Source organism: Cellulosimicrobium sp. PMB13 (genome assembly GCF_051294865.1).
In the GTDB taxonomy this organism is placed as follows: Bacteria; Actinomycetota; Actinomycetes; order Actinomycetales; family Cellulomonadaceae; genus Cellulosimicrobium.
On record NZ_CP145910.1, the window covers coordinates 1,819,507 to 1,844,863 of the forward strand.

Annotated in this window: 20 protein-coding genes; 7 read left to right on the plus strand and 13 right to left on the minus strand. The window is 74.2% G+C overall.

Annotated features, from left to right (window positions below):
- Positions 1–131 precede the first annotated feature (131 nt).
- Entirely contained in the window at positions 132–2,405 is a 2,274-nt protein-coding gene (locus tag V5D56_RS08420; protein WP_435738592.1) for a SpoIIE family protein phosphatase, read from the plus strand.
- A 48-nt stretch (positions 2,406–2,453) separates the two neighbouring features.
- Here the strand turns inward: V5D56_RS08420 and V5D56_RS08425 are convergent, their stop codons facing one another.
- The 7 genes from V5D56_RS08425 to V5D56_RS08455 all read right to left on the minus strand — a co-directional run bounded on the left by V5D56_RS08425 (position 2,454) and on the right by V5D56_RS08455 (position 12,884).
- Complete coding sequence (locus V5D56_RS08425) at positions 2,454–2,930, minus strand: ATP-binding protein (RefSeq protein ID WP_435738593.1); 477 nt, start codon at positions 2,928–2,930, stop codon at positions 2,454–2,456.
- Positions 2,927–3,232, minus strand: a complete 306-nt coding sequence (locus V5D56_RS08430) for an STAS domain-containing protein (protein WP_435738594.1) — start codon at positions 3,230–3,232, stop codon at positions 2,927–2,929. Before V5D56_RS08430 ends, V5D56_RS08425 begins: the two co-directional genes overlap by 4 nt.
- 197 nt (positions 3,233–3,429) lie before the next feature.
- Positions 3,430–7,035, minus strand: coding sequence for an Ig-like domain-containing protein (locus V5D56_RS08435; protein WP_435738595.1), 3,606 nt, complete (start codon positions 7,033–7,035; stop codon positions 3,430–3,432).
- 212 nt (positions 7,036–7,247) lie between these two features.
- Positions 7,248–9,446, minus strand: coding sequence for a beta-galactosidase (locus V5D56_RS08440; protein ID WP_435738596.1), 2,199 nt, complete (start codon positions 9,444–9,446; stop codon positions 7,248–7,250).
- A 132-nt stretch (positions 9,447–9,578) separates the two neighbouring features.
- On the minus strand, positions 9,579–10,925 hold the full coding sequence (locus tag V5D56_RS08445; protein WP_435738597.1) for an ABC transporter substrate-binding protein: 1,347 nt from the start codon (positions 10,923–10,925) through the stop codon (positions 9,579–9,581).
- A 64-nt stretch (positions 10,926–10,989) separates the two neighbouring features.
- Positions 10,990–11,940: a carbohydrate ABC transporter permease gene (locus V5D56_RS08450; RefSeq protein WP_435738598.1), complete on the minus strand. Its 951-nt coding sequence runs from the start codon at positions 11,938–11,940 to the stop codon at positions 10,990–10,992.
- Between the two features lie 2 nt (positions 11,941–11,942).
- Complete coding sequence (locus tag V5D56_RS08455) at positions 11,943–12,884, minus strand: carbohydrate ABC transporter permease (protein ID WP_435738599.1); 942 nt, start codon at positions 12,882–12,884, stop codon at positions 11,943–11,945.
- 167 nt (positions 12,885–13,051) lie between these two features.
- Here V5D56_RS08455 and V5D56_RS08460 point away from each other — a divergent pair, with 167 nt between their 5' ends.
- Positions 13,052–14,158 (plus strand): LacI family DNA-binding transcriptional regulator, encoded by a 1,107-nt coding sequence (locus V5D56_RS08460; RefSeq protein ID WP_435738600.1) that lies wholly within the window; start codon positions 13,052–13,054, stop codon positions 14,156–14,158.
- A 306-nt stretch (positions 14,159–14,464) separates the two neighbouring features.
- Here V5D56_RS08460 and V5D56_RS08465 read toward each other — a convergent pair whose 3' ends face one another.
- Positions 14,465–15,718: an ROK family transcriptional regulator gene (locus tag V5D56_RS08465; protein ID WP_435738601.1), complete on the minus strand. Its 1,254-nt coding sequence runs from the start codon at positions 15,716–15,718 to the stop codon at positions 14,465–14,467.
- Positions 15,719–15,820: 102 nt separating this feature from the next.
- Between V5D56_RS08465 and xylA the strand changes: the two genes are divergently transcribed.
- On the plus strand, positions 15,821–17,002 hold the full coding sequence (xylA, locus tag V5D56_RS08470; protein WP_435738602.1) for a xylose isomerase: 1,182 nt from the start codon (positions 15,821–15,823) through the stop codon (positions 17,000–17,002).
- 22 nt (positions 17,003–17,024) lie between these two features.
- Positions 17,025–18,653 (plus strand): xylulokinase, encoded by a 1,629-nt coding sequence (locus V5D56_RS08475; protein WP_435738603.1) that lies wholly within the window; start codon positions 17,025–17,027, stop codon positions 18,651–18,653.
- Positions 18,654–18,733: 80 nt separating this feature from the next.
- Here V5D56_RS08475 and V5D56_RS08480 read toward each other — a convergent pair whose 3' ends face one another.
- Entirely contained in the window at positions 18,734–19,195 is a 462-nt protein-coding gene (locus tag V5D56_RS08480) for a tRNA (cytidine(34)-2'-O)-methyltransferase (protein ID WP_435738982.1), read from the minus strand.
- A gap of 125 nt (positions 19,196–19,320) precedes the next feature.
- On the opposite strand from V5D56_RS08480, the gene V5D56_RS08485 reads away from it, so the two are divergent.
- On the plus strand, positions 19,321–19,941 hold the full coding sequence (locus V5D56_RS08485) for an ATP-binding protein (RefSeq protein WP_435738604.1): 621 nt from the start codon (positions 19,321–19,323) through the stop codon (positions 19,939–19,941).
- A 25-nt stretch (positions 19,942–19,966) separates the two neighbouring features.
- Here the strand turns inward: V5D56_RS08485 and V5D56_RS08490 are convergent, their stop codons facing one another.
- Positions 19,967–21,271 carry an RNA polymerase sigma factor gene (locus V5D56_RS08490; protein WP_435738605.1) on the minus strand — a complete coding sequence of 435 codons (1,305 nt, stop codon included), beginning with the start codon at positions 21,269–21,271 and terminating at the stop codon, positions 19,967–19,969.
- Positions 21,268–21,687, minus strand: a complete 420-nt coding sequence (locus tag V5D56_RS08495; protein WP_435738606.1) for a YciI family protein — start codon at positions 21,685–21,687, stop codon at positions 21,268–21,270. Before V5D56_RS08495 ends, V5D56_RS08490 begins: the two co-directional genes overlap by 4 nt.
- Before the next feature lie 216 nt (positions 21,688–21,903).
- Between V5D56_RS08495 and V5D56_RS08500 the strand changes: the two genes are divergently transcribed.
- The gene (locus V5D56_RS08500; RefSeq protein ID WP_435738607.1) at positions 21,904–22,284 is read left to right on the plus strand and encodes a YybH family protein; all 381 of its coding nucleotides are present in this window, start codon (positions 21,904–21,906) and stop codon (positions 22,282–22,284) included.
- Here V5D56_RS08500 and V5D56_RS08505 read toward each other — a convergent pair.
- Positions 22,263–23,225, minus strand: coding sequence for a LysR family transcriptional regulator (locus V5D56_RS08505; RefSeq protein WP_435738608.1), 963 nt, complete (start codon positions 23,223–23,225; stop codon positions 22,263–22,265). The two genes, V5D56_RS08500 and V5D56_RS08505, sit on opposite strands and share 22 nt — an antisense overlap.
- Positions 23,226–23,306: 81 nt before the next feature.
- Here V5D56_RS08505 and V5D56_RS08510 point away from each other — a divergent pair, with 81 nt between their 5' ends.
- Positions 23,307–24,332, plus strand: coding sequence for a DMT family transporter (locus tag V5D56_RS08510; protein ID WP_435738609.1), 1,026 nt, complete (start codon positions 23,307–23,309; stop codon positions 24,330–24,332).
- A gap of 2 nt (positions 24,333–24,334) precedes the next feature.
- Here V5D56_RS08510 and V5D56_RS08515 read toward each other — a convergent pair whose 3' ends face one another.
- Positions 24,335–25,207 carry an SMP-30/gluconolactonase/LRE family protein gene (locus V5D56_RS08515; RefSeq protein ID WP_435738610.1) on the minus strand — a complete coding sequence of 291 codons (873 nt, stop codon included), beginning with the start codon at positions 25,205–25,207 and terminating at the stop codon, positions 24,335–24,337.
- Between the last annotated feature and the right edge of the window lie 150 nt (positions 25,208–25,357).

Sequence of the window (25,357 nt, forward strand, 5' to 3'; positions counted from 1 at the left end):
GGGCGGCGCGGGGACGCCGCCGCAGGCGGTAGCCTGAGCCGTTCGACCCGGATCGTCGAGCCCAGGTGATCCGTCGATCTTTCCGCGCTGTGCCCGACCGGCCACGGCGACGGCGGCGGACGGAGGTAGGCGTGACCAGCACGGTCGACCCTGACGGGTTGCTCGCACCAGGAGAGCCCGTCGACCTCGACAACTGCGCCCGGGAGCCGATCCACGTCCCGGGCCTCATCCAGCCGCGCGGCGCGCTGCTCGTGGTGCGCGAGTCGGACCACACGGTGCTCCAGGTCTCGCAGAACAGCGACCAGTTCCTCGGCGCGGCGCCGCAGGACCTGCTCGGCGGACCGCTCGCGGCGGCGGTGGGACCCGAGACGGCAGCGCGGATCCTCACGCACGCGTCCGCGCCGGGCGACCTCGCCGACCGCAACCCGCTGAGCCTGCAGCTCGAGGCCACGGCGCGCGTCGTCGACGCGGTGCTGCACCGGCCGCCGCTGCCCGACGACGGCCCTGGCGCCGAGCCCGTGCTCGTCGTCGAGCTCGAGCCGGCCGCCGGCGCGCGGCCCCTGACGTTCCCCAACACGTACCTCGCGGTCCGCCGCTCCCTGCGTGACCTCGAGCGGGCCGCGACCCTCGGCGAGCTGTACGACGACGCCGCCCGCCACGTCCGTGAGCTCACGCGGTTCGACCGCGTGATGATCTACCGCTTCGACGCCGAGCACAACGGCGAGGTCGTCGCGGAGGCGCGCCGCGCGGACCTCAACTCCTTCCTGGGGCTGCACTATCCGGCGTCGGACATCCCGCCCCAGGCACGGGCCCTGTACGAGAAGAACTGGATCCGGCTCATCGCCGACGTCGACTACGAGCCGACGCCGATCGTCCCCACCGTGCTGCCCACGACGGGTGCCCCCCTCGACCTCACGTACTCGACGCTGCGCAGCGTCTCGACGATCCACCTCGAGTACCTGCGGAACATGGGAGTGCGGGCGTCGATGTCGATCTCGCTGCTGCGCGAGGGGCGGCTGTGGGGCCTCATCGCGTGCCACCACTACGCGGGGCCGCACGAGCCGCCGTTCGAGGTGCGCACGGCGGCGGAGTTCCTCGGCTCGGCGCTGTCGGTCCGGCTCGTGGCTCAGTCCGAGACGGAGCGTGACGCCGAGGTGCGGCGCGCGGAGAGCGTGCTCGCGCACCTCGCCGCGGACAGCCGCGACGAGGCGGCCCCGCTCGGCACGGCGATCACCCGGTCCGGGTGGCTGCGCCGTCTCGTGCGCGCCGACGGCGCGGTGGTCGTCGCGGAGGGCCGGCTCACGTCGGTCGGGAACGTCCCCGACGACGACGCGTGCCGCGCCCTCGTCGCGTGGGTGCTGTCCCACGGCGAGGAGCTGGTGTCCACGGACCGGCTCGCGCACGACGCGCCGGAGGTCGCCGCCCTCATGCCCGACGTGGCGGGGGTCATGGGCATCGTGCTGCCGGAGGGTCAGGTCGTGCTGTGGGTCCGCGACGAGGTGCTCCGGCACGTCGACTGGGGCGGCGACCCGCACAACAAGGCCATCGCCCGCCGCGAGGGCGGCGACGTCCGGCTGAGCCCGCGCAAGTCGTTCGACCGGTGGCGCGAGGTCGTGCGCGGGCACAGCCGCCCGTGGACGCCGGACCAGACGGACTTCGCCGCGTCGCTGCGGGGGCACCTCGTCGAGGCGCTCTACGTGCGCGGGCGCAAGGCGCTGCGCGCGACCGAGGAGCTGCAGCGCAGCCTGCTGCCCGCGTTGCTGCCGCGCATCGAGGGCTGGACGCTGGAGTCGCGCTACGAGTCGGCGGGTACCGGTCTCGTCGGCGGGGACTGGTACGACGCGCTCGACCTGCCGTCGGGCCGGGTGGCCCTCGTCGTCGGCGACGTCACGGGGCACGGGCTCCAGGCGGCCGCGACGATGGGTCAGCTGAGCACGACCCTCCGGGCGGCCCTGGTCGGGACGTCGTCGGCCGCCGAGGCCGTCGAGCGGCTGGAGCAGTTCGCCCGCTGGACGCTCCCCGGCGAGGTGGCGACCGTGGCGGTCGCGCTGCTGGACCCGGCGAGCGGCGTCGTCGAGCACGTGTCGGTCGGGCACCCGCCCCTGCTCGTCGTGGAGGCGGACGGCACGCCGCGCTGGGCCGAGGGGGCGAGCGCGCCCCCGCTGGGCCTCGTCGACCGCGCGCCGGCGACGCGCGTCCTCGAGGTGCCGCGCGGTGGAGCGCTCGTGCTCTACAGCGACGGGCTCGTGGAGCGACGAGACGAGTCGATCCGGCAAGGGCTCGAGCGCCTCGCCGCGGTGTTCGCCGGGGGCGCCGGGGCGGGTGCCGACGCGATCCTGGCCGCCGCTCGTGACCCGCAGTCGGCCGACGACGCGACGCTCCTCGTGCTCCGCCGCGAGCCCTGACGTGTCGGTGCTCCCCGCCGCACCGGCGGGGAGCGCTCGACGTCGACGTCAGGCCAGGAGCGCGAGCGCGCTCCGCGCCCCCGTACCGGCCCGGTAGACCGGAACCTCGAACCGGGCCCAGACGTGCTTCTCGCCCGTCGCCGTCGTGAACCAGCCGACCTCGCGGGCCGCGCGACGCGCGAGCTGCAGGCCGAAGCCGCCGGCGCCGGGCGGTCGGTGCGGGTCGATGACGGGCGGGCGCTCGGGGGAGTGGTCGACGACGTCGACGACGAACTCGCGCCCGTCGCTGAGCAGTCGGACGCGCGCCGGCGGCCGTCCGTGGCGGAGCGCGTTCGTGGCCAGCTCGCTCGCGACGAGCACGATGCGCTCCGGCGTCGCGTCGAGGTGACGGTCGGGCGGCAGGGGCGCGCCCGTCAGGGTGCGGTGCACCTGCCCGCGCAGCTCTCCGAGGTCGGCCAGGGTGGCGAGGCGCCACGAGCCGATCTCGACGAAGCGGGCCGGGACGTCCGCGGCGGCGATGCTCACGCGGGGTCCTCGACCTCGAACAACGAGTCGACTCCGCTCAGCTCGAGCAGGTCACGGACGCGTCGGGGGGTACCGAGGAGGGCGGGCGGCGTCGGGCCCGCGGTCGCTGCGTGGTAGAGCAGGCGCAGCCCGCCCGAGTCCATGAACGTCACGTCGGTCAGGTCGATGCGGATCTGAGCGGTCGCGGCCTGTGCGCGACGCTGCAGGTCGTCCTCGTGCCGCGCCTGGACCGCGGCGTCGATCTCGCCGTACATGACCCACAGGGTCCCGTCGTCCTGCACCCGTACACCGCTCTCGGCCACCGACGCGCCTCCTTCAGCACGCCCCGGACGGTCCAGGGCGCAAGTGCCTACGCTACGCAATGTCTGCCTCCCCCGCGCGGGGGTCCCGCCGTCCGAGCCCCGACCGTGTCCGGACCGTGTCCTTCGGGGCCCTGACGGAGGACGACGACGGGCCGCCGGGACGTCTCGTCCCCGGCGGCCCGCCGGTGGTGCGGGTGTCAGCAGGAGCGCGCGTCGTAGGCCACGTCGACCGGCTGGAGACCGTCGACGACGACCTGGGCCGTCGCGGAGGGGACGGCCGCGGAGCGCGCCGCGAACGACTGGTACGCGTTCGCGCCCGGGGCGACGTCGGCGAACGACCGCGACCCGTACGGCGTCGTGATCGTCACGTCGACCGGCGCCGCGCCGTCGTTCGTCGCCCGGACGGCGACGTACGCCTTCCCGGCGAGGCACCGGACCTCGGCGGTCGCGGTGACGGGCACCTGCGCGCCGTCGGTCCACGACAGCGTGTAGGCGCGCTCGGTGCCGTCCTCGGCGGTCACGCGGACGGTCGTGACGCCCGGGACCGCGTCCGCCGGCTCGACCGCCACGCTCGCGTACGGGTCGTGCGCGGTGGCCGCGACCTCGGGCACGCCGCCCTCGACCGGCACCTCGTACGCGGTGACCTCGGGGGCGAAGCCCGTGAGCGGCTCCCCGTCCACCGTGATGCCCGACGCCGCGGCGTCCGACCCCGTGCCCGGCACCTTGGCCAGCACCTCGATCTCGGACACCACCATGTGGGTGTTCGGGCGCGCCGTGAGGACCACGCGCACGGACGACGTGCGCACGTCCGCGGGGACCTCGACGACGGGCGCGGGCCCGTCGGGCGACGCGTCCACGGCGACCGGCCCGCCGACGTCCGTCCACGTCCCGCCGACGAGGGCCTGAAGCTGCACGGACTGCGCCCAGGTCGCGCTCGACCCGTCCTTCCAGAAACGGGTCACGACGCCGGTGACGTCGCGCTCGGCGGGCAGCGTCACGGTGAGCGTGTCGGAGGCACGCTTGGTGCCGGACAGCCAGTTCGACCACGCCTTGTCGGTGAGGTTGCCGTTGACGACCCCGGCCACGGAGTAGCCCGGCTCGGTGAACGTCGCGGACGCGGTCGTGCCGGCGGCGAGAGCGCCGTTGGCGGACGCGGCCTCGGTGACCTGGACCCGCACGACGGCGGGCAGGGTCGTCGGGGTGCCGTCCACGGTGCCGGCGTCCGCCGTGCCGGTGAGCTCGACCACGCCGACCGTGTCGAACGCGCCCTCGGGGGCCGCGTCCCACGTCACGGGGCGCTGGACCTCGGCGCCGCCCGCGGCGACGGCGGTGACCGTCGTCGGGAGCTCGGGCGTGCCGCCCGCGTACGCCTTCGCGCGCGCCGGGAGCGTGCGGTCGAGCGTGTCGACGACGACCGTCGCCGTGGCCCCGAGCGTGCCGCCCGTGGGCAGCGCGACGGTCCCCGTCACCTCGACGGTCCCGGCCTCGGCCCACGCGTCGTCGCCGGGCAGGTCCCACGTCACGGGGAGCGAGCCGCGCGCGCCGTCGCGGTAGACGGGCGTGACGGTCGCGGGCAGCTCCGGGGCCGTGCCCGGCGTGGTGAACGCCTCGACGGGCTCGGTTCCGAGGACCGTCTCGTCGACGACCCGCCATCGCTGGTTGATCCCGGAGTTGGCGAGGTACGTGCCGACGGGCGAGCCGTCGGCCGTCGCCTGGCCGCCCACCTCGAGCAGGGTCTTCGACGACGCGTTGACGAGCGTGTAGGTGCCGTCACCGGTCGTGGACAGGATCCACTGCGCAGCGAGGGGCGTGTCCGCGACGTCGGCGGGGGCCGCGGTGAGCACGGGCGACGTGTCCGCGGCGACCGCGAGCTGCTCGCCCGTCGCCGCGTTCGTCACCGCGTAGCGCGTGCGGTGCGAGCCCGAGCCCTCGGGCGCGCCCAGGGCCGTGAGCTCCCACGCCTGCTCGGCGACGGCGGCGTCGGTGCGGATCACCAGGCCGTCCCCGGTCGCCGCCGGGGCGAGCGAGCGGTTCGACTGCACGCCGTCGAGACGGTAGACGTGGCCGTCCTGGACGAGCGCGGCGTCGTCCGCCACGCCCGAGACGCCGTCGACGACGAACGTCGTCACGGACTCGGCCGGGACGGTGAGCGTGGCGCTCGCGCCCCGGTCGTCGGTCGTGACGGCGACCGGCTCGCCCTCGACGAGGTAGCCCGCCGTGCTGGTCACGACGGGGGTGACGGTCGCATCGGACTCGACCGCACCGAACTTCGACAGGTCGAGCGTGACCGCGCGCTCGGCCTTCGTGGCGTTGACGTGCACGACGGTCGCGGACTCGCCGTCCGCGGAGACCGCGGCCGTGCTGCTCGCGTCGTCCGAGCGGACGAGGGAGTCGCCCGGCTCGATGTAGTGCGTGAAGTTCTGGGTCGCCCAGTACTTCGTGTTCGTGTAGATCGGGCACGTCTCGAGCGTGTCGTCGGCGGTGCAGTCGAACGGGATCTGGATCTCGCCCCAGTTCATGCCGTTCGCGCTCTCGCCACCGGGCGCCATGTTGGTGTAGTCCTCGACGGGCTGCCAGAACACCCACGCCGACGGCTCGAGCTCGCGCAGGTCGTCGACGATGTGCTGCGCGCTGCCGAGGCCCGACTCCATGGTCTCGAAGTCCTGGCCGGTGGAGCTCCAGTTGCCGCCGACCTCGCTCATCCACAGCGGCTTGTCCTCGCCCTTGGCGATGTCGCGGACCGTCGTGCGCTGGCCGGTGCCGTAGGTGTGCACGTTGAGCTGGGACACCTGGTCGCGCACGGACTGCGGGTAGGAGTTCCAGTTGCGCGCGAACGTGCCCGGGTTGGTCTCGTCCATCGCGGAGATGACGGCGTCGGTGTCCGAGCCGTCGAGCGCGGAGGCGAGCGCGGGGATGACCTGCTGCTGCAGCTCCGGGCCCATGTGGGCGCCCTCCTGGCGGCCCCCGGTGGGGTTGCCGTCGGCGCCGAGCTGCGTGCCCCAGTAGTTGGTGTTCGGCTCGTTGAACGGGTCGATCGTGTCGACCTGGATGCCGTGGGCGTCCTCGAGGCGCTCGGTGACGCCGACCATGTACGCGGCGAAGTCGTCGATGCTCTCGGTCTTGAGCTGGTCGGTGTTCGCGTCGAACCCGCCCGAGACGTAGCCGCTCACCGTCATGAACCACGGCGGGGAGTTGCTGAAGGTCTCCCAGTGCGTGACCTCGTCCTTGATGCGGTCGACCCACCAGCGCTGCGTCGCGTCGGCGTCTGCGTCCCAGTGGTCGGGGTTCTCCGGGTCCCACCAGTCGACGTCCTCGCGCGTCGTGCCCTCGGGCGCCTTCCACCAGCCCTCGACGGCGCCGCCCGCGCGCAGGTACGGCGGGACGTCGGGCGCGTTGCCGCCGCCCACGTTGTAGCGCGCGATGTTGAGGTTGAGGCCCTCGTCGCCGAAGACCATGTCGGCCAGCTTCTCGCGGATCTCGTCCGGGTAGTCGCCGGTCGCGTTGGCGAACCACACGAGGCTCGTGCCCCAGCCCTCGAACGGCTCACCGGCGTAGGACGGGTCGGGGGTGACGGTGACGCCGGGGACGTCCGCGGCGGCCGTCGTCGTGGCGCCCGTCAGACCCGTGGCGGGAGCGAGAGGTGCGGCCTGGGCGGGCAGCGCGGCGAGCGCGCAGCCGGCGACGAGCGCCCCGGCCCCGATCCCCGCACCGAGCCGGGTACCGCGCCGTCGGGCGGACCGGCCGGCCGGGCCTCCTCGTGCTGTCGAGTCGTCGTGCTGTCGCTCGTCAGGTGTTCGGCTCATCCCTGAGCCACCTCCTTCGCGTCGCTGCGATCCGGCGCCGGGGCGCCGGGTGCGGGTCGTTCCCGCGGGGGGTCTTCGTGCCGAGGTAGAACGGTGGTGGCGCGAGGTAGAGCCCTGGTCCCCGAGGTAGAGCTCTGGTCCTCGTGCCCACGGGGGACGAGGGCTACCAGGGCTCTACCTCGGCGACTACGGCTCTCTCTCCGCGAGAGGGGTTATCTCTCTGCCGGGCGGCGGACGACGGCCACACCGCGCGGGTCCAGCAGGAGCGCGCCGGTCGCGTCGCTCGCGGCCACGGCGTCCGTGCCCGCCGTGCCCGCCGGGCTCGTCGTGCCCGACGGCGCGAGGCGGCGGCCCTCGAGGACGTCGCCCGCGACGTCGGGCACCTCGACCGGCTGCGTGGTGCGGTTGACGAGGAACCAGAAGTCGTCGGTGCCGTTCGTGCGGACCGCGAGCTCCACGTGGCCGCGCACCGCGGCAGGCAGCTCGCTGCGCACGCCCGCGTCGTCGAGCAGGCGTGCGAGCACGGGCACGAGGCCCTCGCGGCCGAAGCGCGTCGAGACGTACGCGGCGGACCCGGCGCGCTCGCCGGACGACACGACCCGGCGCGTCACGGCGGCGCGTCCCGCCTGCTCGCCGGTCTTGTACCAGCCGAGCACCTCGACGTCGGGGTCGACGACGTCGACCGGCTCGGTCCACAGCGTCGCCTCGAGCTGCTCGCCGCCGAGCTCGACCGTCGCGGACTCGTGGTCCAGCAGCGGGGAGAACTCCTCGACGCGGATGCCGAGGAGGTCGCGCAGCGCACCGGGGTACCCGCCGAGCCACGCGTGGTCGTCCTGGTCGACGACGCCCGAGAAGTACGTCGTCACGAGGTGCCCGCCGCCCTCCACGTACGTCGTGAGGCGGTCCCGCAGCGGGGCCGGGACCACGTGCAGCACGGGCGCCACGACGACGTCGTACCCCGTGAGGTCGGACGCGACCGGCACGACGTCCGCGCGCACACCGAGGGCGAGGAACGCGGAGTACCAGTCGAGCGCCTCGGCGCGGTACCGCAGGCGGTCGGTCGGGTGCGAGTCCAGCTCGGACGTCCACCAGGAGTCCCAGTCGAAGACGATCGCGGCACGCGAGGGCTTCTGCTCGCTGCCGGCGACGGGCGCGAGGTCGCGCAGCGTCGCGCCGAGCGCGACGACGTCGCGGAACAGGCGCGAGTGCTCGCCCGCGTGCGGGACCATCCCCGAGTGGTACTTCTCGGCGCCCGCGGCGGACTGGCGCCACTGGAAGTAGCAGACCGCGTCCGCGCCGTGCGCGACGTGCGTGAGGGAGTCGCGCGCGAGCTCGCCGGGCTTCTTCGCGACGTTCACCGGCTGCCAGTTCACCGCGCTCGTGGAGTGCTCCATGAGGAACCACGGGCGGTGCCGGGCGATGCCGCCCGTGAGGTTCGCGGAGAACGACAGCTCGTCCAGCGCCTGCGGGCCGGGGAGCACGTAGTGGTCGTTGGAGACGAAGTCGAGCTCGTCGGCCCACGCCGCGTAGTCCATGCCCTTCGTCTCGCCCATGACCATGAAGTTGGTCGTCACGGGGACGTCGGGGGTCGCGCGGCGCAGGATCGCGGCCTCGGCGCGCAGGTAGTCCTGCAGCGCGTCGGACGAGAACCGCTTGAAGTCGAGCTGCTGCGTGGGGTTGGGGTGCGACGCGGCGAGGCGCGGGGGCAGGACCTGCTCCCACGCGCTGTAGCGCTGAGACCAGAACGCGGTGCCCCACGCGGCGTTGAGCGCGTCGAGCGTCGCGTACCGCGCGCGCAGCCAGGACCGGAAGGCGGCGGCCGCGTCGTCGCTGAAGTCGTAGACGTTGTGGCACCCGAGCTCGTTCGACACGTGCCACGCGACGAGCGCGGGGTGGTCGCCGTAGCGCTCGGCCATGCGCTCCACGAGGCGCAGCGCGTGCTCCCGGAACACCGGCGACGTCGGGCGCCACTGCTGGCGCGCCCCGGGCCACAGCGTCTCGCCCGTGCGGGTCTGCGGCAGGATCTCCGGGTGCTTCGTCGTGAGCCACGGCGGCGGCGACGCGGTCGCCGTCGCGAGGTCGACGGTGATGCCGTTCTCGTGGAGCAGGTCCATGATCTCGTCGAGCCACGCGAAGTCCCACGCGTCCTCGGTCGGCTGGATCCGCGCCCACGAGAAGATCGCGAGCGACACGACCGTCACGCCGGCCTCGCGCATGAGCCGCACGTCCTCGTCCCACACCTCGCGCGGCCACTGGTCCGGGTTGTAGTCCGCGCCGTAGGACAGGCCCGACGGCGCGTGGTCGTCGGTCGTGCCGTCGGCTCCGGTCGCGGCGGGCGTGCCCGACGGCGCGTGCGGCCCGGGGCGGCGCAGCCAGCGGTGGGGGACGGGTCGGTCGGTCGTGGTCGACACGGGGTGCTCCTCGGATGGTGCTCGGGTGGCGCGAGACGCGCTGTGCTCGCGCAGGCAGGGCTCGTGCAGGCCGCTCGTGCAGGCCGGGCGGGGACCGGTGGCCGGGCCGGGAGGCCCGGCCACCGGCGTGCCTCACTCGTTGACGGTGAAGCCCTGCTCCGCGCCGTACTTCACGGACGCGTCCTGCCAAGCCTGCAGGCCCTCGGTCAGGGTCGTCGACGAGACGTACGCCTGGCCGACCGTGTCGTTGAAGATCGAGTTCGCGTAGACCTGGAAGGGCAGGTAGGACCAGCCCTCGACGACGTCGGCCGCCGACTGCGCGAGGACCTCGTTGATCTTCTGGCCGCCGAAGTACTCGGACTCGTAGCCCTGGAACTCGTCGGACTCGAGCTCGGCCGTCGTGGCCGGGAAGGCGCCGCCGTCGACGCGGGCCTGCACGCCGTCACCGGCGTTCGCGTACTCCAGGAAGCCGTAGGCGAGCGCCTGGTTCTCGCTCGCGGCGGGCACGGACAGCGCGGAGCCGCCGTTCTCGGCGCTCGCGGACGCGCCCTCCTCCCACTGCGGGAGCGGGGCGACGCGCCACTTGCCGGCGCCGTCGGGCACGCCCGACTCGAGGTTGGCGGGCATCCACGCCCCGATCGCGAGCGTCGCGATGGTCCCGTTGCCGAGGCCCTGGTACCACTCGTCGCTCCACGAGCTCACGGGGGCGAGGAGGTCCTCGTCGATGAGCGTCTGCCACGTCTCGGCGAACTGCGTGCTGCCCTCGTCCGCGAGGTCGACCGTCACGTCGGTGCCGTCGACCTGGAACGGCTGGCCGCCGGCCTGCCAGATGAGCGACGTCGTGAAGCCCGCGTCGCCCGTGTCGTTGGTGATGTAGACGTTCGGGTCCGCGGCGTGCAGGGCACGCGCGGCCTCGACGAAGCCGTCCCACGTCGTCGGCACCTCGATGCCGTGCTGCGTGAAGACCTCCTCGTTGTAGAACAGGGCCATGGGGCCCGAGTCCATCGGCAGGCCGTAGACGCCCTCGCCCTGCTGGACGGCGTTCCACGGGCCGGGCGTGAAGGTCCCGTCCAGGTCGGCGGCGCCGAACGCCGAGAGATCGGCGACGGCCTCGGACAGCGCGAACTGGGGGAGCGCGTAGTACTCGACCTGCGCGACGTCGGGCACGCCCGAGCCGGCGGCGATCGCGTTCTGGAGCGCGGTGTACTGGTCGTTGCCGGTGCCGGCGTTGACGAGCTCGACGTCGACGTTCGGGTACTCGGCCTCGAAGTCGGTGACGACCTGCTCGAGCGTGGGCTCCCACGCCCACACGGTGAGCGAGCCGCCCTCCTCGAGGGCCGCGGCGACGTCGTCGGCGGAACCGGCGTCGGCACCGGAGCCGGCGTCGTCGCCGCTGCCGGAGCTGCAGGCGGCCAGGCCGAGGGCGAGGACGCCGGTGGCGGCGACGGCCCGCAGGGTGCGGGGGGTGCGGATGGACATGAGGGTTCCTCTCACTTCGTCGTCAGACGGATGGTGGTGCGGGGGTGGGTGCAGACGGGCGTGCTCACTCCTTGACGGACCCGGCCGCGAGGCCGGACTGCCAGTAGCGCTGGAGGAGCAGGAAGGCGGCGATCAGCGGCAGGATCGTGAGCAGCGACCCGGTGATGACGAGGTCGAAGATCGCCTCGCCGCCCGCCGTCGCGGCCTGGGCGTTCCACGCGTTGAGGCCGAGCGTCAGGGGGTACCAGGTGGGGTCCTTGAGCATGATCAGCGGCAGGAAGTAGTTGTTCCACGTCGCGACCATCGTGAAGAGCAGGACGGTGACGATCCCGGGCGCGAGCAGCGGCAGCGAGACCTGGAAGAACGTGCGGAACTCGTTCGACCCGTCCACGCGCGCGGCCTCGAGCAGCTCGGTGGGGATCGCCTCGGCCGCGAAGACCCACATGAGGTAGAGCCCGAACGGCGAGATGAGCGACGGGATGATCACGGCCCACGGCGTGTTCGTCAGGCCCATCTGGCTGAACATGAGGAACGTCGGGACGGCGAGCGCGGTGCCCGGCACGGCGACCGCGCCGATGACCGTCGCGAACACCCCGCGCTTGCCCGGGAAGTCGAACTTGGCGAGCGCGTACCCGCCCAGCACGGCGAGGAACGTCGCGCCGCCCGCACCGACCACCACGTACAGGACCGTGTTGGCGAACCAGCGGCCGAAGATGCCGCCGTCGTAGGTCAGGGTCCGGGCGATGTTGTCGAACAGCGCGAAGTCGCCGCTGAACCACAGCCCGAACGACGAGAACAGGCTCGACTGGGTCTTCGTCGCGTTGACGAAGAGCCAGAACAGCGGGACGAGCGCGTAGAGGAGCACGACGCCGCTGAGGATCGTGAGCAGCGTGCTGCGGCGCGGCGTCGAGACGCTGTGCGCGGCGCGCGAGCGCAGGCGCACGGGCTTGCGGCGCGACGGCCCGACGACGGGCACGACGGACGGGTGCGGGTTGGTGGGAGTCGTCGCAGTCACGGTCAGGCCTCCTTGCGCATGCCGCGCAGCTGGACGACGTAGGCCACGATCATCGTGAGGACGCCCATGATGATGGCGACGGTCGCCGAGTAGTTGTACTGCTGGCCGGAGAACGACAGCGAGTACGCGTACAGGTTCGGGGTGAAGTACGTCGTGATGGCGTTCGGCGCGAGGCTCTGCAGGATGCTCGGCTCGTTGAAGAGCTGGAACGAGCCGATGATCGAGAAGATCGTCGCGATGACGAGCGAGCCGCGGATCGCGGGGATCTTGATCGACCGCACGACCTGCCACTGGCTCGCGCCGTCGAGCTCGGCCGCCTCGTAGAGCGACGTCGGGATGACGCGCAGCGCCGAGTAGAAGATGAGCATGTTGTAGCCCACGAACTCCCAGGTCACGATGTTGCCGATCGCCAGGAGCACCCACTCGGGCGACAGCGGGTTGGGGATCGACGTCCCCAGCGCGTCGTTGAGGTTGCCGACGAGGCCGAAGCGCGTGCCGTACATGAAGCCCCACATGAGCGTCGCGACGACGGCGGGGACGGCGTACGGCAGGAAGATCGAGATGCGGAAGAAGTTCTTCCCGTAGAGGCGGCCGCTGTCGATCGCCAGCGCCACGAGCAGCGCGATGCCGAGCATGATCGGCACCTGCACGAGGAGGAACAGCCCGACGCGCGTGACGCCCGACCAGAACTGCGGGTCGGAGAAGGCGCGCGCGTAGTTCTCGAACCCGACGAACTGCGTGCCGCCGACCATCTGCGTGCGGAACAGGCTCAGGTAGATCGAGTACGCGATCGGCGCGAGGAAGACGAGCGCGAAGACGGCCATGAACGGGCCCACGAAGCCCCAGCCGATCCACGAGCGCCGTCGGCGGCGCGCGGGCCGGGAGGAGGGGCCGTCGACCGGTGGCACGTCGGAGACCACCACGGGTGGGGACGTCGTCGTCATGCTGCTTCCTCGTCGTCGGGGGCGGGGGACGTCGGTCGTCCCCGGGTGTTTACGTAAACATCAGCATGCACGACGCTCGGTGTTTGCGCAAACATCGCCTAGGGTGATCTCGCACGGCATGCTTGCCGCGCACCTTCCCGCACGACCGGACCACGAGGACGAGGACGATGACCGACGGGCTCGACGAGGACGCCCCCGCCGCCACGACGCTGACGGCGACGCCGCCTGACGGCTCGCGCCGGCACGCGAGCCCGGCGGGCGGCCTGCTGACGCCGAGACGCGTGTCCATGGCCGACGTCGCGCGCGTCGCCGGCGTCTCGGCGCAGACGGTGTCGCGCGTGTCCAACGGCCACCCCGGCGTCGTCGAGTCCACGCGGACCCGGGTGCTCGCCGCGATGACCGAGCTCGGCTACCGGCCGAACAGCGCCGCCCGCGCGCTCAAGAGCGGCAGCTTCCGCACGATCGGCGTCATCCTCTTCTCGCTCGCGACGACGGGCAACGTCCGCACGCTCGAGGCGATCGCGACGTCTGCCGCAGCCGAGGGCTACGCCATCACGATCATCCCCGTCGCGGCTCCCACGCAGGACGGCGTCCGCGGCGCGTTCACGCGGCTCGGCGAGCTCGCCGTGGACGCGATCATCCTGCTCATGGAGGTGCACCTCCTCGACGTCGCGCAGGTGAGCCTGCCGCCCGGCGTGCAGGTCGTCGTCGCGGACTCCGACGCGGGCGAGAGCTACGCCGTCGTCGACACCGACCAGGCCGACGGCACGCGGCAGGCCGTGCGGCACCTGCTCGACCTGGGCCACGAGACCGTGCACCACCTCGCCGGGCCTGCGCACTCGTTCGCTGCCGAGCGACGCACCGCGGCGTGGCGCTCGACGCTCGAGGAGGCGGGGCGCGACGTGCCGCCGGTCGAGCGCGGCGACTGGTCGCCGACGTCCGGGTACGAGGCCGGTCGTCGACTCGCCGCGCGCGACGACGTCACCGCCGTGTTCGTCGCCAACGACCAGATGGCGCTCGGGCTCGTGCGCGCCCTGCACGACGCGGGTCTGCGCGTGCCGGAGGACGTGAGCGTCGTCGGGTTCGACGACCTGCCCGAGTCGAGCGAGTTCCTGCCGCCGCTCACGACTGTCCACCAGGACTTCGCGGAGGTCGGGCGGCGGTGCGTCGAGCAGGTGCTGCGGCAGGTGCGCGAGGGGGTGCACGAGGCAGGCACGCGCCTCGTCCCGACGCGTCTCGTCGCCCGCGCGAGCACGGCGCCGCCGCCGAGGTAGTACCCCGGTCGCGCCCGACGGCGCGTGGTCGCCCCGGGTGTCGGGGTGGGTGGGGCGCCGCGTGGTCGCCCTGGGTGTCGGGGTGGATGGGGGCGCCGCGTCTACCATCCGCGTCGCTCGTTCCTCGCGACGCTCCCGCCAGACCCGCCACGACGCGGCGCCCCCATCCACCCCTCCTGGCGTCGTCTCGCCCGTGTCTCGGCTCGCCACGGGCAGGCGAACCCAGGCGATCCCGTGAGGTAGAACGTCAGGCCAGTGGGTGCTCTCGCGCCGAGACCGGCGTACTACCTCGCGCGGGCGGGTCCGTCAGTCGCCCTCGACCCAGGCGCTCGGGTTCTCCACGACGCCGCGGAGCACCTCGCGCGCGCCGCCCGTGAGGGCGGCGTGGTCGCCCACGGGCGCGGCGGCGACGTGCAGGTCGACCGACGGCGCGGCGAGGACCCGCGTCTGGAGCTCCGCCTCGACGGGCGCGCGCAGGTGCGGCAGCAGCGCCGGGTAGATCCCGCCGAGCAGCACGGTGTCGATGTCCACGAGGTTCACGTAGTCCGCGAGCGCGCTGCCCAGTGCCGTGCCCGCGCGTGCGACCGACTCCCGCGCGGCGGGCGCGCCTGCGTCGAGCAGGGCGACGAGCTCGGCGGTGTCGGCGCCGACGTCGAGGCCGGCGCCGCGCAGGAGCGCGTCCTTGCCCGCGTACTGCTCGAGGCAGCCCGTCGCGCCGCACCGGCAGCGCGGGCCGCGCGGGTCGACGACGACGTGCCCGATCTCGCCCGCCCAGCCGTGCCGGCCGTGGAACAGGCGGCGGTCGACGACGATCGCCGAGCCGATGCCGACGTCGCCCGAGACGTACAGGTAGGTGGACGGGACCGGCTGGGGCGAGCCGTCCTCCTCGCCGTGCCCCGCGCCGTCGGGCACGACGCCGCGGCTCGACTGGGCGAGGGCGGCGAGCTTGGCCTCGTTGCCGATCTCGACGGGCAGCTCCGGGTCGAGGCCGAGGAGCGGCGCGGGGTCGAGGCGGGACCACCCCAGGTTGGGCGCGACCTCGAGGCGTCCCGCGCGGGAGTCGACGAGGCCCGGCAGCGCGAGACGGGCCCCCGCGACCGTCATGCCGTCGGCCCGGACGCGCTCGACCAGGTCGCGCGCGATGCGGCCCAGGCGGGCCAGCACCTCGCCCGGGTCGCTGTCGTGGAGGTCGTCGGGGTCGACGTGCTCGGCGACCACGGCGCCCGAGAGGTCGAGCACGCGTCCGCCGAGGTAGTCGACGTTCACCTCGAGGCCCAGGCCGACGATCGTGCGCGCCGCGGGGGCTAGGGGGACCGCGGGTCGGCCGGCGCGCTGCGGCGTCGCGGGCGGGAGCTCCGCGACGATGCGCGCGGCGACGAGGCGGTCGACGAGCGTCGAGACGGTCGCCCGGGTGAGCCCGCTGGCCGCCGCGATGTCGGCGCGCGAGCACGGGACGGACGCCTCGAAGACGGCGCGGGCGACGAGGGCCAGGTTGTGCTCGCGCAGCGTGGCCTGCCGGGCTGCTGGGGGACCCGTCCGGGTCGCGACGCTGCGGTTCACGGTCTTGACCTTACCGACTCCGGCGCATAAGTTCAGTCATACGACAAAAATACGTCGTCGGCGTGCCGAGCACGTCGCGACTCTCTCGACGAGGAGACCATCGTGGCCGACGAGCCCACTCAGGACATCAACTTCTCCTTCGGTCTGTGGACCGTGGGCTGGACCGCGCAGGACCAGTTCGGGAGCGCGAGCCGCCCCGCGCTCGACCCCGCCGACTCGGTCCGCAAGCTGGCCGAGCTCGGCGCGTGGGGCTTCACGTTCCACGACGACGACGTCGTGCCGTTCGGGTCCGACGACGCCGAGCGCACGCGGCGCCTCGACTCGGTGCGCAAGGCGGCCGAGGAGACCGGCCTCGTCATCGAGATGGTGACGACCAACCTGTTCAGCCACCCCGTCTTCAAGGACGGCGGCGTCACGTCGAACGACCGCGGCGTGCGCCGCTACGCGCTGCGCAAGGTGCTGCGCAACGTCGACCTGACCGCCGAGCTCGGCGCGAAGACGTTCGTCATGTGGGGCGGCCGCGAGGGCACCGAGTACGACGGCGTCAAGGACCTGCACTCGGCCCACGAGCGCTACGCCGAGGGCATCGACACGGTCGCCGGCTACATCAAGGACCAGGGCTACGACCTCAAGATCGCGCTCGAGCCCAAGCCGAACGAGCCCCGCGGCGACATCTTCCTCCCGACGATCGGCCACGCGCTCGCGCTCATCGCGCAGCTCGAGAACGGCGACATCGTGGGCCTCAACCCCGAGACGGGCCACGAGCAGATGGCCGGCCTGAACTACACGCACGGCATCGCGCAGGCCCTGTGGGCGGGCAAGCTCTTCCACATCGACCTCAACGGCCAGCGGTCCATCAAGTTCGACCAGGACCTCGTGTTCGGCCACGGCGACCTGCTCTCCGCGTTCTTCACGGTCGACCTGCTCGAGAACGGCTTCCCGAACGGCGGTCCGACGTACACCGGTCCGCGCCACTTCGACTACAAGCCGTCGCGCACCGAGAACGAGGTCGGCGTGTGGGACTCCGCGCGCGCCAACATGGACACCTACCGCCTGCTCGCGCGCAAGGCCGCGGCATACCGCGCCGACAGCCGCGTCCAGGAGGCGTTCGCGCACTCCGGCGTCTTCGAGCTGGGCGAGCCCACCCTCGCCGCGGGCGAGACCGTGGCCGACATCCTCGCGGACCGCAGCGCCTACGAGGACTTCGACGTCGACGCCGCGGCGAACCGCGACTTCGGCTTCGTGCGCCTCAACCAGCTCGCGCTCGAGCACCTCATCGGCTGACGTGTCGACGCACGAAGACTCCGTGGAAAGGGCGGCGGGCGGACCCGCCGCCCGGACCCTGGTCGCCGGGATCGACACGTCGACGCAGTCGTGCAAGGTCGTCGTGCGCGACGCCGAGACGGGGGCGCTGCGGCGCTTCGGCGCGGCGAAGCACCCCGACGGCACCGAGGTCGACCCCGCCGCGTGGTGGGACGCCCTCGGTGCCGCGGTGGCGGCGGCGGGCGGCCTGGACGACGTCGCGGCGCTCGCCGTGGGCGGTCAGCAGCACGGGATGGTCGCGCTCGACGCCGAGGGCCGGGTGATCCGCCCGGCGCTGCTGTGGAACGACACCCGGTCCGCGCCCGCGGCCCGCGACCTGATCCGTGAGCTCGGGGAGGCGCGCCTCGCCGAGGGCGTGCCCGACGCGCGCGTGCGGGTCGCGTCGGCCGAGGAGGCCGGCGCGCAGGCGTGGGCCGACGCGATCGGCTCCGTGCCGGTCGCGTCGCTCACCGTCACGAAGCTGCGCTGGCTGCGCGACGCGGAGCCGGAGAACGCGGCCCGCGTCGCGGCCGTCGCGCTGCCGCACGACTGGCTCACGTGGCGCATCGCCGGGTACGGCCCTGCGGACGACCCGACGGCGCCGCTCGGCCCGGACCTCGACGCGCTCGTGACCGACGCGTCCGACGCGTCGGGCACGGGGTACTGGGACGCGACCCGGGCTGGCCCGTCCGCGAACGAACCCGCTCGGGGCGACGGTCGCGAGGGCTACCGCCTCGACCTCCTCGAGCTCGCGCTCGGTCGGACCGACGTCGTGCTCCCGCGCGTGCTCGCGCCGTCGGCGGTCGCGGGGGTCGCGCACCCGACCGTGGCCGGGGCGGGCGTCGAGGGTGGTGCGCTCCTCGGCCCGGGAGCCGGTGACAACGCCGGTGCGGCGCTCGGGCTCGGCATGACGGCGGGCGACGTCGCGGTGTCGATCGGGACGTCGGGCGTGGTGTCCGCCGTCGCGGACGCCCGCACCGCCGACGGCTCGGGGCTCGTCAACGGGTTCTCGGACGCGACGGGCCGGTACCTCCTGCTCGCCGTGACGCTCAACGCGAGCCGCGTGCTCGACGCGGCGCGCGAGGTGCTCGGGGTCGACCACCAGGAGCTGTCGCGGCTCGCGCTCGAGGCGCCGCCCGGCGCGGACGGGCTCGTCCTCGTGCCCTACCTCGAGGGCGAGCGCATGCCGAACCGGCCCGACGCGTCGGGCACGCTGCACGGGATCCGGCTCGGCACGGCGACGCGTGAGTACCTGGCCCGCGCGTTCGTCGAGGGCATGCTGTGCGGTCTCGCCGACGGGCTCGACGCGCTGCGCGCTCTCGGCGTCCCGGTCGAGCGCGTGCAGCTCATCGGTGGCGGCGCGCAGTCGGAGGCAGTGCGGCGCATCGCGCCCCAGGTCCTCGGGCTGCCCGTCGCGGTCCCGGAGCCGGGGGAGTACGTGGCCGACGGCGCGGCGCGCCAGGCCGCGTGGGTCCTCGCCGCGCACCGGGCCGCCGAAGGTGCTGCCGACGGTTCCACCGGACCGGGCGACGTCGACCCGCCGACCTGGGCGGCGTCGTCGGGCACGGTGACCGAGGCGGTACCGGTCCCGGCGATCCGCGAGCGCTACGCCGAGGTCCGCGACCTCACCTGACCCACCGCTGTGGGCATGAAGAGGGCCCGGTCCTGACCTCAGGACCGGGCCCTCTTCATGCCCACAGCGGGCGGCGGCGGTCAGGCGCCGCCCGCGAAGCCGGTCTGGCGCCACGCCTCGTAGACCGCGATCGACGCCGCGTTCGTGAGGTTGAGCGAGCGTCGGCCCGGGAGCATCGGGATCTTCAGCTGGTCGGTGATCCGCGCGTGCGCGAGCACGTCGTCGGGCAGGCCGGTGGGCTCCGGGCCGAAGAGGAGCACGTCGTCGGGCCGGTAGGTCACGTCCGTGAACGACGTCGTCGCGCGCGTCGTGAAGGCGAAGACCCGTCCGGGGAGCGTGGCGAGGGCGGCGTCGAGGTCCGCGTGCACCTCGACCGCCGCGAGGTCGTGGTAGTCCAGCCCGGCACGGCGCAGCTTCGGCTCGTCGAGGTCGAAGCCCAGCGGCTCCACGAGGTGCAGGCGTGCGCCCGTGACCGCGGCGAGCCGGATCGCGTTCCCCGTGTTCCCCGGGATGCGCGGCTCGAAGAACACGACGTGCGGCAGGGTCGACGGCGGTCGAGCGGCCGGGTCGGCGACGTGCGGACGCCAGTCGGTGCCCGGGTCGGGGGAGAGGCTCACGCGGTCGATTCTCCCTCACGGAGCGGGCCGTCCGTCGGTAGGGTCGGAGCATGTCAGCGAGCAAGCCGAGCACGCCGGAGCGCTGGGCCACCACGACGCACGACTGGGCTCTCGCGGTCGACGAGACGCACCTCGCGCACGTGCGGGCGGACCCCAGGTACGCCGCAGGCGGGGTGGAGCACCTCGTGCTCGAAGTCCTCGCGTACGCCGACGAGGAGGCGGAGAGCCAGGGGCGGGTCGGCCACGTCGTCGTCACGCGGCACGACGACGGCTCGGTGTCGGTCGCCGACGACGGCCGCGGCACGGACACGCGGTTCGACGACGCCGGGCGTCCGGTCCGCAAGCCCGTCATGGCGACGAAGGACGTGCGGTTCTTCGACGCGGCCGAGCCGCCGGCGCTGCCCGACGGGCTCGCGCGGCGCGGCATGTCGACCGTCGCGGCCCTGAGCACGTGGCTGGAGCACACCAACCGTCGCCGGGACGGGTCGTGGACGCAGCGGTACGAGCACGGCGTGCCGGCGACGGAGCTGGTCGAGCTCCCGCCGTCTCCCGGGACCGGGACGACCGTCCGATTCCTCGCCGACCCGGACCTGGTCCGGCGGACCGGGCTCGACGGCGGGGCGCTGCACGGGTTCGAGATGCTCGACGTGGTGCTGCGCGACGAGCGCTGACGGCGCGCGGGACGTGCGGGAGCGGTCATGGCGGGAGGAGGGCCGCCTTGCGCTCGAGCAGGTGGCGCTCGCGCACGGTGGGGCACAGCCGCACGGCGAGCGCGTACTCCGCCCGGGCCTCGTCCACCCGGCCGAGGCGTCCGAGCAGCTCGGCGCGCACGCTCGGCACCAGGTGGAACCGGGGCAGCCGGTCCGTCGCGACGAGCTCGTCGACGATCCGCAGCCCTGCCGCCGGGCCGTGCGCCATCGCGACGGCCGCCGCGCGGTTGAGCTCGACGACGGGTGACGGGGCGACGCGACCGAGCGCCTCGTAGAGGAGCACGATGCGGTCCCAGTCGGTCTCGTCGACGGAGGGCGCGACGGCGTGGCACTCCGCGATCGCCGCCTGGAGCCCGTACGGACCGCGTCCGTGACCCGGCGGCCCGACCGCGTCGGCGCGCGCGAGCGCGGCCCGGCCGCGCCGGACGGCGGACCGGTCCCACCGCCGCCGGTCCTGGTCCGCGAGCAGGACGGGGTCGCCGTCGGGCGTGGTCCTTGCGGGGAAGCGTGCGGCGGTGAGCTCGAACAGGGCGAGGAGCGCGTGCACCTCGTGCTCGTCGGGCACGAGCCCGGCGAGCACGCGCGCGAGCCGGACCGCCTCGTGCGCGAGGTCCGGCCGGAGCCACTCGTCGCCCGAGGTCGCGGTGGACCCCTCCGTGAAGATCACGTACAGCACGCCCAGGACGGAGCCGAGGCGCTCGCGGCGCTCGTCGGCCGGGGGCACCCCGAACGGCACGGCCGCTGCCGCGAGGGTCTTCTTCGCCCGCGTGATCCGGGCCTGCACGGTCGCCGTCGGCACCAGGAACGCACGCGCGACCTCCTCGCTCGACAGCCCGCCGACGACCCGCAGCGTGAGCGCCACACGGGCCTCGGGCGACAGCACGGGGTGGCACGCGACGAACATCAGGGCCAGCACGTCGTCGTGCACCTCGTCCGGGTCCCACAGGACGCCGTCCGCGTCCCCGGGACCGGTGTCGCCCGACGGCGGCCCGCCCGACGTCGCGCCGCCCTCGCCCAGGTGGTGGGCGAGGGCGGCGTACCGCTCGTCGAGGGCGGAGCGGCGGCGGTAGGTGTCGATCGCGCGACGTCGGCCGACCGTGAGCAGCCAGCCCGACGGGTTGCGCGGCACGCCGTCGCGCGGCCAGGAGACGAGCGCCTCGGCGAGCGCCTCCTGCGCGAGGTCCTCGGCCAGCGCGAAGTCGCCCGTGTACCGGGCGAGGGCGCCCACGATCCGCGCCGACTCGATGCGCCACACGGCCTCGACGGCCCGGCGGCCGTCGGGTGAGGTCACAGCTGACCGGTCGCCTCGCGCCACGCGCGCTCCTTGCGGATCCACTCGTTGTCCTGCGGGAACTCGTCGATCGTCGGGACCCGGCGGACCTCGACCTTCGTCCCGGGGCCCGAGTACGGCAGCCGCTTGGCCCACTCGACGGCCTCCTCCTTCGAGGCGACGTCGAGGACGTAGTAGCCGCCGAACAGCTCCTTGGTCTCCCCGTACGGGCCGTCCGTCACGACGGGCACGTCGGACGAGAGGTCGACGACGACGCCCTCCGCCGCGTCGTCGAGCCCCTCGGCGGCGAGCAGCACGCCCGCCCGGATGAGCTCGTCGTTGAACCGGCCCATGGTCTCGAGCATCTCGTCGAAGGAGACGCTCTCGAACGCGGCCTGGCCCTCGTCGGTGCTGCGCATGATGAGCATGTACTTCATCGCTGACTCCCCGTGTCGGTGGGCCGGTCCTTCCGACCCTCTCATCCACAGGTCGAACGGGACAGTGCGAGATCGACACCCAGATCGACACCGGGACCGGCCTCGTCGGCCTGCGGCGTCCGGCGGGCGAGGCGGCGCAGGCTCGGGCAGGGTGGTCGAGGGCCGGCGGGCCGCGAGCGGCCCGCCGAGGGAGGCCGGCGAGCGAGGTGGGGACGCATGGACCGCGACGCGGTGATGACGTGGGTGGACCGGTACGAGCGGGCGTGGCGGGCGAGCGACGCAGGCGCCGTCGAGCGGCTGTTCACCGAGGACGCGACGTACCTGCGGTCGCCGTACGACGACGAGCCGCTCCACGGGCACGACGCGATCCGCGGCTTCTGGACCGCCGACGAGGGCGCGACGTTCACCGTCAGCGCGGAACCGGTCGCGGTGGAGGGCGACTCCGCGGTCGTGCGGCTCGAGGTGCGGTACACGGGGTCGGAGGAGCAGGAGTACCGCGATCTGTGGCTCCTGCGCTTCGCCGCCGACGGCCGTGTCGCGCACTTCGAGGAGTGGGCGTACTGGCCGGGCAAGCCCTACACGGCCGCGGCGGAGTAGGCGCGCGACGGCGCGTGGTCGCGCGACGCACGGTCGTGCGGCGCGTCGGCGCCGGGGGCGGACGCCGCACGGCGCAGCTCGTCGAGCACGGTCCGTGCCGCCGGGGTGAGCGCGACGGCGTCGCGCACCACGGCGTGGATCGACCGGACCGGCGTGGGCCGGACGACGGGGACGGCGGTCAGCCCGTCGGGCAGGTGCGCTGCTCCCAGAGCGGGGAGCACGGTGACACCGATCCCCGCGGCGACGAACGCGAGCGCCGTGGGGTAGTCGTGCGCCTCGACGTGGAACGGTGGGGTGAACCCGGCCGCGGTGCACGCCTCGAGGACGTTGCGCCGGCACCACCCGCGCGCGAAGTCGTTGTCGACCCAGCGCTCGCCCGCGAGGTCGGCGAGGTCGACGTGCGCCTCGTCCGTGAGGCGGTGCCCGGGCGGCAGGACGACGACGTAGGGGTCGTCGAGGAGGTGGTGCGCGCGGAAGCCGGGGCCCGGGTCGAAGCCGCGCGGCGCGACGACCATCTGCACGTCCGCGCGTCGGTCGGGGTCGTCCGGGATCGTCTCGGCGAGCGACAGGTCGAGCCGGACGCCCGGCAGCTCGTCGGTGAGCCGGCGGACGACGGCGGGCAGCCACGCCGCGCCGACGGACGCGAAGTAGGCGATCGAGAGCGACCCGGTGCGGCCCGCGCGCAGGTCGGACACGACGGCCTCGACCTCGCCGAGCCGCGCGAGCACGCCGTCGGCCTGGGCGGCGAGCGTCAGTCCGGCGGCCGTCGGCCGGACGCCGCGACCCGCGCGCTCGAGCAGGACGAGGCCCGTCTCGCGCTGGAGCGCGGCCACGTGCTGACTCACGGCGGACGGCGTGTAGCCGAGGTTCGCGGCGGCGGCCTGGACGGAGCCGCTCGCGACGACGGAGCGGAAGATGCGGAGCCGGTGCACGTCGAGCATCTTCTGACCGTACAGCGGTACTGCATCGAGCGGTAGCAATACGTGCTGGTGCTTCATCGTCCGAGCGGCGACGATCGACGCATGGTGGTCACGGAGGAGACGTCGGCGGCGACGGCGCGACGCGCGGGAGGTCTCGTCGTGCTCGCGGCCGCCGTGACGGTGGTGCTGTGGGCGTCGGCGTTCGTCGGTGTCCGCGCGGCGGGTCACGACTACTCGCCCGGCGCCCTGGCGCTGGGCCGCCAGCTCGCCGGATCGGTCGGCCTCACGGCCATCGTGCTCGTCCGGGCGGCCCGCGTCGCGAGCCGGGTGCCGGCGGCCGGATCTCGCGGCATCGCGCAGCTCGTGGGAGCCCTCCCCGCCCTGCCGCGGGGACGCACGCTCGCCGCCGTCACGGCGTGGGGCGTGGCGTGGTTCGCGCTCTACAACGTCGCGCTCAACGCGGCCGAGCAGCACCTCGACGCCGGGACGACGGCGCTGCTGGTCAACGTCGCGCCCGTCCTCGTCGCGGTGCTCGCCGGGCTGCTCCTCGGGGAGGGCTTCCCGCGACGCCTGCTCGCGGGGATGGCCGTCGCGTTCGCCGGCGTCGCGGTCATCGCGGTCACCACGTCGACGGGCGACGCCGACGTGCTCGGGGTCGTGCTCGGGCTCGCCGCCGCGGCGCTCTACGCCGGGTCGGCCACGGCGCAGAAACGGCTACTGGCGGGCGTCGACGCCCTCACCATGACGTGGGTCGGGTGCCTCGCCGGCACGGTCGCGTGCCTGCCGTTCGCCCCCGCGTTCGTCCGCGAGGCGTCGGCCGCCGCGGGGTCGTCCACGCTCGCCGTCGTCTACCTCGGGCTCTTCCCGACGGCCGTCGCGTTCACCACGTGGGGCTACGCGCTCTCGCGGACGAGCGCGGGCCGGCTCGCGGCGTCGACCTACCTCGTGCCGCCCCTCGTGGTGGTGCTGTCGTGGGCGCTGCTCGCGGAGGTCCCCGCGGGGCTGACCCTCGCGGGCGGCGTGCTGAGCCTCGCGGGGGTCGCGCTGGCGACGCTCCCGCGGCGGAGGGCTCGCGACGCACGCGGCCCGCGGCGCCGGCGCGCGCAGGACAGCACAGCGGGTCAGTAGAACTAGCCCGCGAAGGGCAGCACCGGCAGCCCGCGCACGCCCACGTCGACACGGAACACCGACCCCGCCTCGCGCTCGTCCGGGTCGTCGGCGTCGAGGTCCTGCCGCGACGTCGTGACGTACAGCGCGTCGAGGGCGTCGTCGCCGAACGTGCACGCGCTCACCTGGCTCGCCGGGAGCCGGACCTGCGCGTCGAGCACGCCCTCGGGGGAGTAGCGCCGCACCGCCGAACCGCCCCAGAGCGCGACCCACACACCGCCCTCGGCGTCGACGGTCAGCCCGTCGGGCATCCCGTCGTCCGGGTCGACCTCGACGAACGGCCGCCGGTCCCTGAGCCCGCGCGGGTCCTCCTCGGCCGGGACGACGTCGAGCACGTCGATCCGCTGCGTGGCCGAGTCCACGTAGTACGCGAGCGAGCCGTCGGGGGAGAAGCCCAGCCCGTTCGACACCTCGATCCCCTCGAGGACCACGCGCGCGCTGCCGTCGGGCTCGACCCGGTACAGAGCGCCCGGCCGCTCGCCCTGCGCCATGCCGCCCACGTAGAACGCCCCGTCGGGCGCCGCGGCGCCCTCGTTGAGCCGGACCGTCGGGTCGTCCCACAGCGTCGCGAGCACGCGCACCGGGGCGTCGTCGGCGTCCGCGACCGCGACGGACCGCTCGAGCCCGACGACGAACCCACCGCCCGCACGCGGCCGCACCACGGCCGCGTGGTCACCCACGTGCAGGCGGTCGACGCCGCCGTCGGGCTGCAGCGTGAGGAGGTCTCCGGCCAGCATGTCCACGTAGCGCAGCCCGCCCCAGCCGGGCCACCACACGGGCCCCTCCGCGTGGTAGGCAACGGGACCGGTGACGTTCTCGACGTGGGGCTCAGGCACGGGACCCATCCTCGCCCGTGGGCCGTCCGCTCGCCGGGCGGGCGACGCTGCGTCCACCCGGAGGCTGAGGCGTGGACCCCTCCTGAGGAGGACGCGCGACCAGCCTGCCGCGGTGTTGGCTGGATCGGTGACCAGCGAACTCACGGCGGC